At 45.7% G+C, this 16021-nt stretch carries 14 protein-coding genes and 1 other RNA gene; 11 read left to right on the top strand and 4 right to left on the bottom strand.

Features of this window, described 5'->3' with window-relative positions:
* Positions 1 to 155: 155 nt before the first annotated feature.
* Genes AB4589_RS02850 through AB4589_RS02865 form a run of 4 tightly spaced genes read right to left on the bottom strand, consistent with a single transcriptional unit; the run spans position 156 to position 3573 of the window.
* Positions 156 to 761 (bottom strand): BON domain-containing protein, encoded by a 606-nt coding sequence (locus AB4589_RS02850; RefSeq protein ID WP_012603205.1) that lies wholly within the window; start codon positions 759 to 761, stop codon positions 156 to 158.
* A 16-nt stretch (positions 762 to 777) separates the two neighbouring features.
* Complete coding sequence (locus tag AB4589_RS02855) at positions 778 to 1368, bottom strand: phosphoheptose isomerase (RefSeq protein ID WP_004729817.1); 591 nt, start codon at positions 1366 to 1368, stop codon at positions 778 to 780.
* A gap of 2 nt (positions 1369 to 1370) precedes the next feature.
* Entirely contained in the window at positions 1371 to 1769 is a 399-nt protein-coding gene (locus AB4589_RS02860) for a YraN family protein (RefSeq protein ID WP_135382847.1), read from the bottom strand.
* Positions 1756 to 3573 carry a penicillin-binding protein activator gene (locus AB4589_RS02865; RefSeq protein WP_017098302.1) on the bottom strand — a complete coding sequence of 606 codons (1818 nt, stop codon included), beginning with the start codon at positions 3571 to 3573 and terminating at the stop codon, positions 1756 to 1758. Before AB4589_RS02865 ends, AB4589_RS02860 begins: the two co-directional genes overlap by 14 nt.
* Positions 3574 to 3634: 61 nt before the next feature.
* Between AB4589_RS02865 and rsmI the strand changes: the two genes are divergently transcribed.
* The 11 genes from rsmI (at position 3635) to murG (ending at position 16013) form a co-directional block, all read left to right on the top strand.
* Positions 3635 to 4501, top strand: coding sequence for a 16S rRNA (cytidine(1402)-2'-O)-methyltransferase (gene rsmI, locus AB4589_RS02870; RefSeq protein WP_009848948.1), 867 nt, complete (start codon positions 3635 to 3637; stop codon positions 4499 to 4501).
* A gap of 195 nt (positions 4502 to 4696) precedes the next feature.
* Positions 4697 to 5136: RNase P RNA component class A (gene rnpB, locus AB4589_RS02875), an RNA gene on the top strand.
* A 228-nt stretch (positions 5137 to 5364) separates the two neighbouring features.
* A complete protein-coding gene (gene rsmH / locus AB4589_RS02880; RefSeq protein ID WP_009848949.1) occupies positions 5365 to 6315 on the top strand; it encodes a 16S rRNA (cytosine(1402)-N(4))-methyltransferase RsmH in 951 nt (316 codons plus the stop codon).
* Between the two features lie 3 nt (positions 6316 to 6318).
* Entirely contained in the window at positions 6319 to 6636 is a 318-nt protein-coding gene (gene ftsL, locus AB4589_RS02885; RefSeq protein WP_009848950.1) for a cell division protein FtsL, read from the top strand.
* Positions 6633 to 8390, top strand: a complete 1758-nt coding sequence (locus AB4589_RS02890; RefSeq protein WP_372099270.1) for a penicillin-binding transpeptidase domain-containing protein — start codon at positions 6633 to 6635, stop codon at positions 8388 to 8390. The genes ftsL and AB4589_RS02890 overlap by 4 nt, the downstream gene beginning before the upstream one ends.
* Before the next feature lie 18 nt (positions 8391 to 8408).
* Positions 8409 to 9893 carry a UDP-N-acetylmuramoyl-L-alanyl-D-glutamate--2,6-diaminopimelate ligase gene (murE, locus tag AB4589_RS02895; RefSeq protein ID WP_372099272.1) on the top strand — a complete coding sequence of 495 codons (1485 nt, stop codon included), beginning with the start codon at positions 8409 to 8411 and terminating at the stop codon, positions 9891 to 9893.
* Positions 9893 to 11266: a UDP-N-acetylmuramoyl-tripeptide--D-alanyl-D-alanine ligase gene (murF, locus tag AB4589_RS02900; protein ID WP_372047347.1), complete on the top strand. Its 1374-nt coding sequence runs from the start codon at positions 9893 to 9895 to the stop codon at positions 11264 to 11266. Before murE ends, murF begins: the two co-directional genes overlap by 1 nt.
* Positions 11263 to 12345: a phospho-N-acetylmuramoyl-pentapeptide-transferase gene (mraY, locus tag AB4589_RS02905; RefSeq protein WP_009848954.1), complete on the top strand. Its 1083-nt coding sequence runs from the start codon at positions 11263 to 11265 to the stop codon at positions 12343 to 12345. Before murF ends, mraY begins: the two co-directional genes overlap by 4 nt.
* A gap of 58 nt (positions 12346 to 12403) precedes the next feature.
* A complete protein-coding gene (gene murD / locus AB4589_RS02910; protein ID WP_372099275.1) occupies positions 12404 to 13720 on the top strand; it encodes a UDP-N-acetylmuramoyl-L-alanine--D-glutamate ligase in 1317 nt (438 codons plus the stop codon).
* 22 nt (positions 13721 to 13742) lie between these two features.
* Complete coding sequence (gene ftsW, locus AB4589_RS02915; protein ID WP_009848956.1) at positions 13743 to 14939, top strand: cell division protein FtsW; 1197 nt, start codon at positions 13743 to 13745, stop codon at positions 14937 to 14939.
* Positions 14940 to 14951: 12 nt separating this feature from the next.
* On the top strand, positions 14952 to 16013 hold the full coding sequence (gene murG / locus AB4589_RS02920) for an undecaprenyldiphospho-muramoylpentapeptide beta-N-acetylglucosaminyltransferase (protein ID WP_372099277.1): 1062 nt from the start codon (positions 14952 to 14954) through the stop codon (positions 16011 to 16013).
* Positions 16014 to 16021 lie beyond the last annotated feature (8 nt).

Consider the following 16021-nt stretch of genomic DNA (forward strand, 5'->3'; position numbering starts at 1 on the left):
TTAAATAACTCCAAATACAAAAAAAGCAGCGATTTATCGCTGCTTTTTCTTTTTGTGCTAACTGACTTTTATTAATCTGATTCATTTCGTTAGGCTTTACCAGCCAACCAACCAGCTAATAAGCAGCTAACTTGTCTAAGTAAATTCAAAGTAAGTTAGTTTACAGAAGCGTCTTCTTCACCATATTCAAACGCTCGAATCACCTGCTTCACACCAGAGATATTACGCGCAACTTCTGTCGCGATATCAGCGTGTTCTCGAGAAACTAATCCAAGCAGAAATACTTCTGAATCTTCAGTAATGACTTTGACTTTGATACCGTTAAGCTCAGACTTGGCAAGTAGGGCAGACTTCACTTTAGTGGTAATCCAACTGTCTTTGCTGATAGCACTAACAGACAGTGGCTCTTTCACTCGGATCTGGTTGTGTATACTTTCAACTCCCGTTACTGCTTTAGCTTGGCTTTCAAAAGCACGACGTTCAGCATCTGTCGTTGCTTGCCCCATCAGAACTACTGAACCACGGTAAGAGCTTGCTGTGATACTGACATTGCCGCGAAATGGCGGTTTATTTGTCATAGCTGCAACTTCAAATTCGATATTGTTGTCGCTCCAAATCTCTTTGGTGGTTCGTGTATCTGTGACTAGATTTGCAGTAGTTGCTGCACCAGCAATGAAAAGACCAGCACAACCAGATAACGACAGTGTAAGTAGCGAAACACTAATCAGCTTAAGCAGCTTCATAGAAGTTAATGATTTCATCGTGATGCTCCGTATATCACTCTTCGTGAGCTGGGAAGAGTACTTGATCGATTAGGTCACATAAGCAGTGTAGTGTCACCATGTGTACTTCGTGGATACGTGCTGTACGGTGTGAGGGAATACGAATTTCTACATCGTGCTCACCAAGCAGGCCAGCCATTTCACCACCATCTTTACCAGTAAAGGCGATGATTGTCATATCACGTGTTACCGCAGCTTCCATTGCTTTGATGATATTTTTACTGTTACCACTAGTAGATATAGCCAGTAAAATATCACCAGTTTGACCAAACGCACGTACCTGCTTAGAGAAGATCTCTTCATAGTGGTAGTCGTTTGCCACAGCCGTTAGTGTGGTGTTATCAGCAGTGAGAGCCATTGCTGGAAGACTAGGGCGCTCGGTTTCAAAGCGATTAAGTAGGCAAGAGACAAATTGCTGAGCATTCGATGCCGAACCACCGTTACCACAACAAAGAATCTTGTTTCCGTTAAGCAGGGTTGCAACCATTGCTTGAGCGGCATGCGTGATTGCGTCTGGCAGAGCTTCTGCCGCCGCAATTTGGATTTGAATACTTTCTGTAAAACTTTCTTTGATGCTGTCTAGCATGTTTATCCTTGGGTAATAGCGTTTTGAATCCAGTCGATAGTGTCATTCGGCCCTTCGATGGCAATGATATCAAACCTGTAATCTGTAGAGTGTACCGACAAGCCTTGCTGCATAAGCCAAACATTGGCTGTTTTGAGTAGCTTTTGTGACTTTTTGGCTGTCACCATTTCAGCGGCATGTCCGTAGCGTGTTTGCTTGCGGTATTTTACCTCAGCAAACACAACTGTTTTGTTATGGCGCATTATAAGATCAATCTCGCCACATTTTGCTATGAAGTTTTCTTCAATTAACGATAAACCGTGGCGAACTAAATAATTTTTTGCCACGGCTTCGTATTTATCACCCACTTGTTTGTGGGTGATTGATGGCTTGGATAGGAACTTACGGCTAAAAAGCCCCATGCTCTGCCCAGCTGATTTCACGTTGAACAACACAGTTGTTGTCGATGGTTAATACGCCGGTTTCACCTGTAATGCTGTAATCTTGTACGGCTTTCATCTGTGGTAGTGCATCCATTAGATAGTATGCATCCATTCCTAGAGCTTGTAGACGCTTTTGGCTGTTCGAGTGTGAAGGCCATAGGTCATTAAGCGCTTTGTTAAGCTCGTTTTTGTTCTCGACCAATAGCGGGATATCGCTGTAGAAGACACCCGTTAGGTCTTCATATTGCTTGTCACCGCTGTTGCTGCGTGAGTTTGAAAACAGTGCAGGTTGGCTAGCATCAGGGTTAATTGCAACTTCAATGAAGGGTTTGATGAGTGTTAGCTCTGAGTTCTTAGCGACAATGTAGACAGAATCGATATCACGACGACTGCGTGGCTCTGTTTCTAGGTCTAGGTTAAGTAGCCCATCCATTTGAGCGATACGTTGTTGGCTCTCTTGTAAACCGAAAATCTGATTCACATTACGCTGCAGTTGGCGTTTGTCAGAGAAGAAGCTGATTGCAACGTCGTTGTTGCTGTATTTCTGCCACTCTTCGTTAAATGCTTGCTTAACGCGGTCACCTAAGCGTCCTTTGGGTGCAAGAATAAGTGGGTACTTATAGCCTTGTGCAAAAAGGTGTTTCGCAGCCTGAGCGACTTCTTGTTCTGGCGATAAAGCGAGATAACAAATATTAGTATCTGGTTCTAGCTGAGTTGGAATATTAAGAGCTAATGCTGGAATCGAGTTTTCGTGGTTTTTCTGCGCTTGTTGAAGCTTAGTGATATTGCTCTTAATCAGAGGGCCAACGATGAAATCAACGTTATTCTCTTCCAGTTTCGCTTTAATTTCAGCGGCACTTTGTACGTTGGTATCCATTACGGTCAACGTTGCATCTTCTTCACGCTCTTTGTCATTCATCATCGCAAAGATGAAACCATCACGCACAAGTTGTGCTTGCTTACCGTACTTACCTGTTAGCGGCAGCAGTAGCGCAGTGCTGGTTGGTTTGCTGATTTCTAACGCTAATATGTCGGTGATCGCTTGAGGTGTGTAAGTAGCCGCAGGGTGCTGAGGATTCTCTGCCAACCAATCAGTCAGGGTTTCCTGTAGGTTTGGAAGGTTCGAATTCAGCGTCTTCATGTAGATAGCCAGTTGCAACCAACCTGAAAGCACATCTTCTGTCGGCGATGTTTTCAGTTCTAGAATCTCGTATTGAGAGTAGCTATTCAGGTTCTGCCAAATACGGTCGGCCGTTTGCTGTTGGCTTTCGTCGCTAGCGTCCAGATATTCAGAATAAAGGACTAACTCACGGCTCGCTTCGAAATACTCATTCTGTATTTCAGAAATGTTGGCGCGTAGCTCGTGATAATCTTTCCATTGCTCGTTCGGAAGCTTCCACCAAGGTTGAAAGTTCAGTTGGCTGTACGCTTGCTGTGGTTGCGAGTTATTCACCAGCAGTTGAGCGCGAGCTAGTTGCCATTCTGCTTGTTGAACTTCACTCAGCTCTTGTTTGGCTAAGCGTTTGATCAGCAGAGTCGCTTGATCGGTTTTTCCCGCTTGCACAGAAGCCTTAAGCGCCATGATTAACCAGTCGTTTTGTAGACTTCCTTTGCTACTATCCGCCTGCATCATGTAACTTTCAGTTGATTGCGCTGGATCTAGTGTAATATCAACACGCGTTGGTGCTTGAGGACCTGAAGAACAAGCCGCCAATGTAATTGCTAATGCAATTGGAGTGAGTAAGCGTGGTACACTGAGTCTCTTATGGTTCATCGTTGCCATGAGTTCTTTAAATTCCGTATAAATTTGTATCTATATTAATCGTTGAAGTGATGGTAAACAAATGACAGATAACAAAACCTTGCTCACAGAGAGCCCAACTCTCTATATTGTGCCAACCCCAATCGGAAATTTGGGAGATATCACTCAAAGAGCAATTGAAATTTTATCAAGTGTCGATGTTATTGCAGCCGAAGACACACGCCACACGGGTAAGCTGCTTGCTCACTTCAATATATCAACCAGAACGTTCGCTTTACATGATCATAATGAACAAACTAAAGCACAAGTTCTAGTCGAAAGGTTATTAGAAGGTCAGTCTATCGCATTAGTCTCTGATGCGGGTACTCCTTTAATCAGTGATCCAGGTTACCATCTTGTCTCACAATGTCGTCAAGCGGGTGTGAGAGTTGTGCCACTTCCTGGTGCTTGTGCTGTGATTACCGCACTAAGTGCGTCTGGTTTGCCGTCTGATCGTTTCAGCTTTGAAGGTTTCTTACCGCCAAAGAGCAAAGGTCGTAAAGACAAGTTCTTAGAGATCGCAAAAGCAGAACGCACGTGTATCTTCTACGAATCTCCGCACCGTATTACTGATTCTCTACAAGACATGCTAGAGATCTTAGGCCCTGACCGTGAGGTTGTGTTGGCGCGTGAGCTAACCAAAACCTTCGAAACCATCCAAGGTCTGCCACTTGGTGAACTTATTGAGTGGATTGAAGAAGACGCAAACCGTAAACGCGGTGAGATGGTATTGCTAATTCACGGTCACCGTGAAGAAGCGAGCACAGAGTTGCCAGACGAAGCGACTCGTACGCTGGGTATTCTAACCAAAGAACTGCCCCTTAAAAAAGCAGCGGCGATGACGGCAGAAATCTACAATCTGAAAAAGAACGCTTTATACAAATGGGGCCTAGAGCATCTAGACAACTAGATACCTATTTATAGACTAGTTACCTCTTTATAGAGTAGATAACCTTTATTGAAAAGCTTGTGAGGAGTGATGGTAATACCGTCGCTCCTTTTTTTGTGCTTGGATTGTGTGAAATTCGTTCACTTGCTTAATGGTTTGCAGCATATTTGTGATCTCGCTAGACACTGCACACTAATCTCTATACAATCCGCCCTCGGAGTTGAACGGGTAATCGCTGCTTTGCTGATGTCCTTCGGGAGACTGACGTTGAGGTCCTTCGGGAAACTGACGTTGAAGTCCTTCGGGAGACTGGTAGAGGGGAGGAACGTCCGGGCTCCATAGAGCAGGGTGCCAGATAACGTCTGGGGGGCGCGAGCCCACGACAAGTGCAGCAGAGAGAAGACCGCCGATGGCCTCATTTCTTCGGAAGAGGCACAGGTAAGGCTGAAAGGGTGCGGTAAGAGCGCACCGTGCGACTGGCAACAGTTCGTAGCAAGGTAAACTCCACCCGGAGCAAGATCAAATAGGCCCTCGCATTGCGCTGCTCGCGTATGGGGGCGGGTAGATTGCTTGAGCCTGTGAGCGATTGCAGGCCTAGACGAATGGTTACCGCCGCGCAAGCGGAACAGAACCCGGCGTATGTGTCAACTCCACCTATATAAAGAACCCATCATTACTTAACGGTAGTGATGGGTTTTTTGCTTTATATTGACGTTAATTATTTAGATTTCCTTAGAATCCATCATCTTGATATGAGCTTGGGTCAAAAATTCCCAAAGCCTATACACAATATGGTGGAGATACGGCGTGAAATCAGTAAACTAAAACGTTAATAGAACATATTATTGCCGAACTAATGGCTCAATCCATTCACTGAGAAGACTATGACAGAAGCATTCAAACATATTTCAGTATTGCTTAACGAATCTATTGACGGACTTGCGATCAAACCTGACGGTACCTATATCGATGGTACTTTTGGCCGTGGTGGTCACAGCCGTACAATCCTGTCTAAACTGGGCGAGAATGGAAGACTCTTTAGTATCGACCGCGATCCACAAGCGATTGCCGAAGCACAAAAGATTGATGACCCTCGTTTTACGATTATTCACGGCCCGTTCTCAGGTATGGCTGAATATGCAGAGCGTTATGACTTAGTCGGTCAAGTGGATGGCGTATTGCTGGATTTAGGTGTCTCTTCACCACAGCTGGATGATGCTGAACGTGGCTTTAGCTTTATGAAAGATGGCCCGCTTGATATGCGTATGGACCCAACAACGGGGATTCCTGTTTCTCAGTGGTTAGTTGAAGCGGATCTTGATGATATTACTTGGGTTATTCGTGAGTTCGGTGAAGACAAGCACGCTCGTCGTATCGCGAAAGGCATCATTGCTTATCAAGAGAATGAAGAGAACGAACCGCTAACGCGCACTGGTCAACTGGCTAAGCTTATCTCTGATGTCGCTCCAAAAAGCTTCAAAGAGAAAAAACACCCAGCAACACGTGCTTTCCAAGCATTCCGTATCTACATTAACAGTGAATTGGAAGAGATCGATACCGCACTGAAAGGCGCGGCAAGCATCCTTGCTCCTCAAGGTCGTATCTCTGTTATCAGTTTCCATTCACTTGAAGACCGCATGGTGAAGCGCTTTATCCGTAAAGAGAGCCAAGGTCCACAAGTACCACATGGCCTGCCACTAACTGAAGAGCAGATCAAAGCGCTAGGCAGTGCTGATCTGAAACCAATTGGTAAAGCAATCAAGCCTTCTAAAGATGAAGTGGATGAGAATACTCGTTCGCGTAGTTCGGTACTACGAATCGCAGAAAAGCTATAGTCAATGAAGACCTCCAAACCTAACTTAGCCAAGATAATATTTTTTGATTTGATCTCTGTGGGTAAAGTCCCATTGGGGCTTCTTATCTGCATCTTTGCGAGTGCGATGGGGGTCGTTCTTACGACACATGTATCACGTCAGGCGATTACGCAAAAAGACATGGCATTGGTGGAGCGGGAACAACTTGATGATGAGTGGCGAAATTTAATGCTTGAAGAGACGGCGCTAGCAGAACACAGCCGCGTTCAAGCATCGGCAAAAAGAGAGCTAGACATGAAACGTCCAGACTCCGACAAAGAAGTTGTGATCACACTGAAATGACCGGTAAAAAGGAAAAAACACCCGCAAAAACCGTTAATGAATCAACGAAAGAGCGAGTGAAGAGCGAAAAGGATTCGGATCCAATTCTTATTAAATGGCGTTTCAACGTTGTTATTGCTTTCGTGTTTCTAGCCTTTGCTGCACTCGTTGGCCGTGTGGCTTACATCCAAATCATTGAACCCGATAACTTAATTCGCCAGGGCGATCTTCGCTCAGTGCGTGTTAAGGCTATTCCTTCTGCTCGCGGTATTATCTCTGACCGCAATGGCGAGCCGCTTGCTGTGAGTGTTCCCGTTGAAGCAGTATGGGCCGACCCAAAAACGATTTTCGATAAAAATGGCATGGCCCAGATTGATCGTTGGTATGCGTTAGCCGATGTACTTGGCCTACAGCGACAATCGATGATCGATAAGATCTCTAGCAATAAATCCCGTCGATTTATTTATCTACAAAGACAAGTTAGCCCTGCGATGGCTAAGTATATCCGTGAACTTAAGCTGGTGGGTGTGGGCCTAAAAGCGGAATCTCGACGTTACTACCCTGCTGGTGAAGTCAGTGCACACCTTATCGGTGTGACCGGAATTGATGGGCACGGCCTGGAAGGGGTTGAACGCAGTTACGATAAATGGCTTACGGGCGAAGCAGGCAAGCGAACGATTCGTAAAGACCGCTACGGACGCGTTGTCGAAAACATTGCGTTAGAAGAACGCGAAGAAGGCAAACCACTAGAACTCACCATCGATCAACGATTGCAGGCGATAGCCTATCGAGCGATTAAGCAAGCGGTGGCCGATCATAAAGCGACCTCAGGCTCTGCAGTATTACTCGATGTGAAAACGGGCGCTGTGTTAGCCATGGTCAATGCACCGTCTTACAACCCGAACAACCGCTCTGATTTACAAAGCTTTAAAATGCGAAACCGCGTGCTGACCGATGCTATGGAGCCCGGCTCAACAGTGAAACCTTTTGTGGTGCTCGCCGCATTAGAAAATGGTACAGCTGATGCGAAATCTATTATTGATACGGGTAATGGCATCATGCAAATTGGAGGTAGCCGAGTACGTGATACCTCTAAAGTGGGCAAGGCTGATTTAGCCTTGATCCTTAAAAAATCAAGTAACATCGGCGTTGCGAAATTAGCGCTTGATATGCCGCTTGAAGCGTTACTTGGTATGTACAGTTCGGTTGGTTTAGGCGAAATGTCTGGGCTAAATCTCGTGGGTGAAACGAGTGGTATTTTCCCTAACCGTCGCCGTTGGTCTAAGTTCGAAATCGCGACGCTATCGTTTGGTTATGGCTTATCTGTGACCCCGCTTCAGTTGGCTCATGCTTATGCAACGTTAGCCAACAAAGGCATGTATGAACCGATTCATATCATTAAAAGCAACGACCAAGACTTCTCAAAGCAGATCATCAAACGTGAAAATGCAGACATGGTATTGCAAATGTTAGAAGGCGTGACTCAAAAGGGCGGAACGGCAACCAGAGCCGCTGTTCCGGGTTATCGAGTTGCGGCAAAAACGGGTACATCTCGGAAAGCCGCTGCGGGTGGCTATAGTGATGAGTATATTGCTATAACGTCGGGTTTTGCTCCCGTCAGCGATCCAAGAGTAGCTCTGGTTGTCGTAGTCAATGAGCCGCAAGGTGACCTTTACTATGGTGGTTCAGTTGCTGCCCCCGTTTTTTCTGAAATCATGAAGGGGGCACTGCAAATACTCAATGTCCCTGCTGATGAAAACAAGTTTCAAGAATAGAGCCAATCAGGATTCAATATGAGTAATAGCCTCACGCTGTCATCTTTACTTTCTCCTTGGGGGGACTTTAGTTCACTTGAGCTAGATGCGATTGCTGTTGAGCAATTGGAGTTGGATAGCCGTACCATCAAGGAAGGCGATATTTTTGTTGCCATTGTTGGACATGCCATTGATGGTCGTCGCTTTATCGACAAAGCCGTTGCTCAAGGTGCGAAAGCTGTCATTGCACAAGCGAGTGATGACAAAGCTCATGGCTTGGTTGAGTGGTTAAATGCAGTTCCTGTTGTTTATGTATCTGATCTAAATTCAATTCTCTCTGAACTGGCTGGCCGAGTTTATTCTTCTCAAGCGACTAAGTTGATTGGTGTTACCGGCACCAATGGCAAAACCACCATCACCCAATTGATTGTTCAGTGGCTTGATTTGGTCGGCCAGCGTTCGGCGGTAATGGGCACCACGGGTAATGGCTTCTTAGATAACCTAAAAACAGCGGCTAATACCACAGGCAGCGCGATTGAAATACAACGTACACTGAGCGAGTTGGCTGAGGAAAGTGCAGTTTATACCGCGATGGAAATCTCTTCTCATGGTTTGGTTCAAGGCCGAGTAAAAGCGTTGGATTTTGAGGTTGGTGTGTTCACTAACTTGAGTCGTGATCACCTTGATTACCACGGCACGATGGAAGAGTACGCATTGGCTAAAAAAAGCCTGTTTACTCAACACAAATGCAAACATGCAGTGATCAATGTGGATGATGAAGTCGGCAAAGCGTGGATGGCAGATTTGTCCAATGCAATAGCTGTTTCATTGCTTCCGTTGTCTGATTACCAACAGTCGGTGTGGGCATCTGATGTCGCCTATGCAGAAACTGGGATTAAGCTCTCTTTCGATGGTAGCTGGGGGCAAGGTGATCTTTCGGTTCCATTGATTGGTCAGTTCAACGCATCAAACGTACTGGTTGCTTTCGCGACTTTGCTTTCATTAGGCATCGACAAGCAAACCTTGGTCGACACCGCGCCTCAGCTTCAACCTGTTATTGGTCGTATGGAACTGTTTCAAGTTCCGAGCAAAGCAAAAGTTGTTGTCGATTACGCGCACACGCCAGATGCTCTAGAAAAAGCATTGGCAGCATTGCGTGTACACTGCTCTGGAAAGCTGTGGGCTATCTTCGGTTGTGGCGGCGATCGCGACACAGGTAAGCGCCCAATGATGGCGGTAACGGCAGAGCAGTTCGCCGACAAAATTATTATTTCAGATGACAACCCTCGCAGCGAAGATCCTGCTTTGATTGTTAAAGACATGCTAGCTGGCTTAAGCGAACCAGAATCTGCATTCGTCGAGCACGATCGCTATCAAGCGGTTAAGTTTGCCCTAGAACAGGCAGGCAGTAATGACATTATTCTTTTGGCTGGTAAAGGCCATGAGGATTACCAAGTATTGAAAGACGAAACGATCCATTACTCAGATCGAGAGTCTGCGCTACAACTTTTAGGTATTTCATAATGATTGATGTATCACTCGAGCAGATTTGTTCAGCGGTGAGCGGTCAGTTGATTGAGGCTGGCAAGTCGAGCAATAGTGTTATTAATGCGGTTTCTACTGACACTCGAACCGTTGAAGAGGGTGCACTGTTTGTTGCTCTTGTTGGCGAGCGTTTTGATGCGCATGACTTTTGTCATCAAGCGGTAGAAGCTAATGCGAGCGCGTTGTTAGTCGAACGAAAACTTGACCTAAATATTACTCAGGTGGTTGTTGAAGACACTAAACTTGCTTTAGGTCAGCTAAGTGCTTGGATCCACAAACAGTGTGACGTGCCAACCATGGCGATTACAGGCAGTTGTGGTAAAACGACGGTTAAAGAGATGGTGGCAAGCATTCTGCAGCAACGTGGCAAGGTGTTGTTTACCGCAGGTAACTTCAATAATGATATTGGAGTGCCATTAACCTTGCTGCGCAGTGAAGCAAATGACGACTATGCCGTGATAGAACTGGGCGCGAACCACATTGGTGAAATTGCCTATACCACGCAGCTTGTGAAACCACAGGTGGCGTTAGTTAATAACGTAGCTGCAGCGCACTTAGAAGGCTTTGGGTCTATCAATGGTGTGAAACAAGCGAAAGGTGAAATCTTTCAGGGGCTTGCTGCTGATGATACTGCTATTGTTAATCTAGAGAGCAACGGTGGTGACTTTTGGAATGACGTGCTTGCAGATAAAAGAGTGCTGACATTTTCAGAAAGCGACAGCAAGGCGGATTATTTTGCCAAGAATATTCGCATTAATGAGCAAGGTGAAGCGTGCTTTGATATGCAGACACCTCAAGGGGCCATATTTGTTGAGCTTGGTATCATCGGTCAACATAACGTAGCGAATGCATTAGCAGCTGCAGCGTTGAGTATCCAATTTGGAGCCTCGCTTGATGAGGTGAAAAATGGTTTAGCGAATCTGATCTCTGTCAAAGGGCGAGTTGAGGTTCAACAATTAAGTCAGAATATCAAACTCATAGATGACAGTTACAACGCCAGCGTGCCAGCAATGAAGGCGGCAGCGAAGCTACTCTCGAGCTTCAAAGGTCAACGTTGGTTAATTTTAGGTAATATGGCTGAATTAGGCGATGAAAGCCTTGCACTTCACCGTCAAGTCGGTGAATATGCTGCCCCATTCGCTTTTGAGCATGTACTTACTTACGGTGATGATACCAAGGTGATTAGTGAGGTCTGTAATGGTACCCACTTTACAACGCATCAAGCGATGATCGCGCACATAGAGCAGCACCTAAGCTTGCCAGAAAGCGTGTCACATACCTTATTGGTAAAAGGCGCGAATAGTGCAGGAATGAGTAAAATAGCCGCTGCTTTAAAGGAGAACTTTTCATGATAATTTGGCTTGCAGAGCTACTACAGCCACACTTTTCTTTTTTCCGTTTGTTCGAATACTTATCGTTTCGTGCAATCGCGAGTATTTTGACGGCGTTATGTCTGTCACTGTGGATGGGACCTCGTTTAATTGAGCGTCTGCAAATGCTACAAATTGGCCAAGTTGTTCGTAATGACGGCCCTGAATCTCATTTCAGCAAACGTGGCACGCCAACCATGGGCGGTGTGATGATCCTTGCTGCGATCATTATTACGGTATTGATGTGGGCTGATCTCTCGAATCCTTATGTTTGGGCTGTATTAGTTGTACTTGCTGGTTATGGCGCGGTTGGCTTTGTTGATGACTACCGTAAAGTGGTTCGCAAAAACACAGATGGCTTGATAGCTCGCTGGAAGTACTTCTGGCAATCAGCTATTGCGTTAGTCGTGGCGTTTGCTCTGTATGCTCACGGGCACGATACTGCAGCAACTCAATTGGTTGTTCCTTTCTTTAAAGATGTGATGCCACAACTCGGTTTACTGTACATCGTACTAACTTACTTTGTTATTGTGGGAACCAGTAACGCGGTAAACCTAACAGACGGCCTAGACGGCTTGGCCATTATGCCAACGGTTATGGTTGCGGCTGGTTTTGCTGTAATTGCTTGGGCGACCGGTAACGTTAACTTTGCGTCATACTTACACATTCCATACATCCCATACACCTCCGAGTTGGTTGTGGTATGTACTGCTATCGTAGGTGCTGGACTTGGTTTTCTATGGTTCAACACTTATCCTGCACAAGTATTCATGGGCGATGTTGGCTCACTAGCGCTTGGTGGTGCTCTGGGTGTGATCGCTGTGTTAGTTCGCCAAGAGTTGGTATTGGTTATCATGGGCGGTGTGTTTGTAATGGAGACCTTGTCAGTGATACTGCAAGTTGGCTCTTACAAATTGCGCGGTCAGCGTATTTTCCGCATGGCACCAATTCACCACCACTATGAACTGAAAGGTTGGCCGGAGCCACGTGTCATCGTGCGTTTTTGGATCATATCAATGGTATTAGTACTGGTTGGCCTAGCAACGCTGAAAGTTCGTTAATCCTATCTGAGCCTCTTAATGAGAGGCTCTTTAAAACTATTAAGAGCATCTTGTTTAAATGGAACGTTGGCAAAATATTCAAAATGTAGTGGTTGTGGGGCTCGGTATTACCGGGCTCTCTGTCGTTAAACATCTCGTAAAATATCAACCTCATACGCATGTGAAGGTAATTGATACGCGAGAGCTACCACCAGGAAAAGAATCTTTGCCTGAATCGGTAGAGCTGCATTCTGGAAGTTGGAATAGCCAATGGTTAGCGGAAGCTGATTTAGTGGTTGCTAACCCAGGTATCGCCTTAGCGACCCCTGAAATACAAGATGTTATTCAAGCGGGTATTCCGGTTGTTGGCGATATTGAACTGTTTGGTTGGGCGGTAGACAAACCCGTCGTGGCAATAACAGGCTCCAATGGCAAGAGTACGGTGACCGATCTAACGGGTGTGCTTGCCAAAGCTGCTGGTCTTAACGTTGGCATTGGTGGCAACATCGGTATTCCTGCCTTGGATCTTCTTGAGCTTGATGCCGACTTGTATGTCCTTGAGCTTTCAAGCTTTCAGCTAGAGACAACATCCAGTCTAAATCTTGTAGCGGCGGCCTTTTTGAACTTGTCAGAAGATCATATGGATCGCTATCAAGGCATGGCCGATTACCGTGACGCTAAATTAAGAATTTTTAATAATGCTCAGTACGCGATCGTAAACCGCGAAGACAAAGAGACTTATCCTGACCACAGTATGCCATTAGTGACATTCGGACTCGATGACCAAGAGTTTGGTGTAGCGACGATTGATGGCACCGAATGGCTAATGGACAACGGTAAGCCTGTACTTGCTAGCCAAGATTTAACATTGGTTGGACGTCATAATGTGGCAAATGCTTTAGTCTCTTTAGCGCTGCTTAAGCAAGTCGGTATCGATTACAGCAAAAGTCTTGAAGCTTTGAAAGCCTACAATGGTTTGACTCATCGTTGCCAAGTGGTGGCTGATAAGCGCAAAATCAAATGGGTTAACGACTCGAAAGCAACCAACGTAGCCAGTACATTGGCGGCTCTGTCGGGATTAGAATACCAAGGTACTTTGTATCTCTTAGTCGGAGGTGTGGGCAAAGGTGCTGACTTTAGCGAGCTTAACCCCGTGTTGGCGCAACTAGACCGCGTACAACTGTGTTGCTTCGGTGAAGATGCTGCGCAATTTATGCCATTACATCCATCGGCTAAGACGTTTGATACCATGCGTGACATCATCGAGAGTATCTCTGCACAATTGGTGTCGGGTGACATGGTGATGTTGTCTCCTGCATGTGCAAGCTTCGATCAATTTAATAACTTCATGGCGAGAGGTGATGCGTTCACTGAACTTGCTCATGAGTATGCCTAACGTGTTGAAGGACTAACATTCAGTGCAAAGAGTGAAAGAGATTAATCAATCTATTTGGCAATGGCTTAACCGTGCCACACCAGAGGCGCTCTACGATCGTCAGTTGGTATGGATTGCTCTTGGACTGATGCTGACGGGCTTGGTAATGGTAACGTCGGCTTCGTTCCCAATCAGTGCTCGTTTAACCGATCAGCCGTTTCACTTCATGTTCCGCCACGCCATTTTCCTGGTGTTAGCGTTAGGTGTATCCAGCGTAATATTACAAATCCCGATGAAACGCTGGTTTCAATACAGTATGTACCTATTGGGCTTATCCTTCTTTTTGCTAGTGGTGGTGTTAGCGGTCGGTAAGTCGGTTAACGGTGCCTCACGTTGGATTCCTCTCGGGCTGTTTAACTTACAACCTGCTGAAGTCGCTAAGTTATCTCTGTTTATCTTTATGGCGGGCTACTTGGTTCGTAAACAGGATGAAGTGAGAAAAACCTTCTTCGGTGGTTTTGGTAAACCGATCATGGTGTTCGGTGCCTTTGCGGTGTTACTACTTGGCCAACCCGATTTGGGTACCGTTGTCGTAATGTTGGTTACCTTGTTTGGCATGTTATTTATCGCAGGTGCTAAGCTGTCACAATTTATAGCCTTAATGGTGGCAGGTATTGCTGCCGTTGTGGGATTGATTGTTATTGAGCCTTATCGTGTTCGACGTGTTACGTCATTCTGGGAACCTTGGAGTGACCCGTTTGGTAGTGGTTATCAGCTAACTCAATCATTGATGGCGTTCGGTCGTGGTGATTGGATGGGGCAAGGGCTTGGTAATTCAATTCAAAAACTCGAGTACCTACCTGAAGCACACACCGATTTTGTTTTTGCTGTACTGGCAGAAGAGTTGGGTTTTGTTGGCGTAACCTTGGTATTGATGTTGATCTTTAGTTTGGTTTTTAAAGCTATTTTTATTGGCAAAAAAGCTTTCGAAAACGACCAAGTGTTCAGCGGTTATCTGGCGTTTGGCATTGGTATTTGGTTTGCTTTTCAGACGCTTGTTAATGTAGGTGCCGCTTCAGGTATTGTTCCGACCAAGGGGCTAACCTTACCGCTGATCAGTTACGGTGGTTCAAGCCTTATCGTGATGTCAGTAGCGGTTTCTATGCTGCTGCGTATCGATCATGAATGCCGAGTTCAACAAAAAGAACAAGCCGACAATCAAAACGAATTAGTAGAATAAGAATCTAACGTTATGAAACAAAACAAAAAACTTTTAGTGATGGCTGGTGGTACTGGCGGTCACGTTTTCCCAGGGTTAGCGGTGGCTAAAAAGCTTCAGCAACAAGGTTGGGAAATTCGCTGGTTAGGAACCGCAGACAGAATGGAAGCAGATCTGGTGCCAAAACATGGTATTGAGATCGACTTCATTAAGGTGAAAGGCCTGCGTGGTCAAGGTATTAGCAAGCTAATTAAAGCGCCGTTCCAGGTTATTAATGCCATACTTCAAGCCAGACGACATATTAAAGCATGGCAACCTGATGTGGTGCTTGGCATGGGTGGTTACGTCAGTGGCCCAGGTGGTATCGCGGCTTGGTTATCTGGTATTCCAGTGGTTCTACATGAACAAAATGCAGTGGCAGGTTTAACCAACCAATGGCTGTCTAAGATTGCTAAAAAGGTTTTCCAAGCTTTTACTGGTGCGTTTCCTACCGCAGAAGTGGTGGGTAACCCGGTACGCGAAGATGTTGTTGCCTTAGCTGACCCCGAGCAACGCATGGCTGAGCGTGATAGTGACATCCGCATCTTGGTTATGGGCGGTAGCCAGGGCGCAAAAATCCTGAACGATACCTTGCCAGTAACGATGGCGCAGCTTGGTGAAGGCTTCACTGTGGTGCATCAAGCGGGTAAGAACAATCAACAGCAAGTTATTGAACAATACAAATCACATTCTGTAGATAATGTTCAAGTGACTGAATTTATTGATGATGTGGCGCAAGCTTATGAGTGGGCAGATCTATTAGTGTGTCGCTCTGGTGCATTAACCGTATCTGAAGTGTCAGCTGCTGGTGTCGGTTCTATTTTCGTTCCGTTTATGCACAAAGACAGACAACAAGCGTTGAATGCCGATCATTTAGTCGAATGTGGCGCAGCGTTAATGATTGAACAGCCTCAACTGACGGCTGATAAGCTCGCGAACACTATCGCGCAGCTTGATAGAAATGAATTAAAAATGATGGCAACAAAAGCTCGTCAAGCCGCCAAGCTTGATGCTGATGTGACTGTCGCTGAAGCGATCAAAGCTTTAGCAAAATAATGAGATTG

Origin of the sequence: Vibrio sp. 10N.222.49.A3 (assembly GCF_041475145.1) — a bacterium.
GTDB lineage: Bacteria > Pseudomonadota > Gammaproteobacteria > Enterobacterales > Vibrionaceae > Vibrio > Vibrio tasmaniensis_A.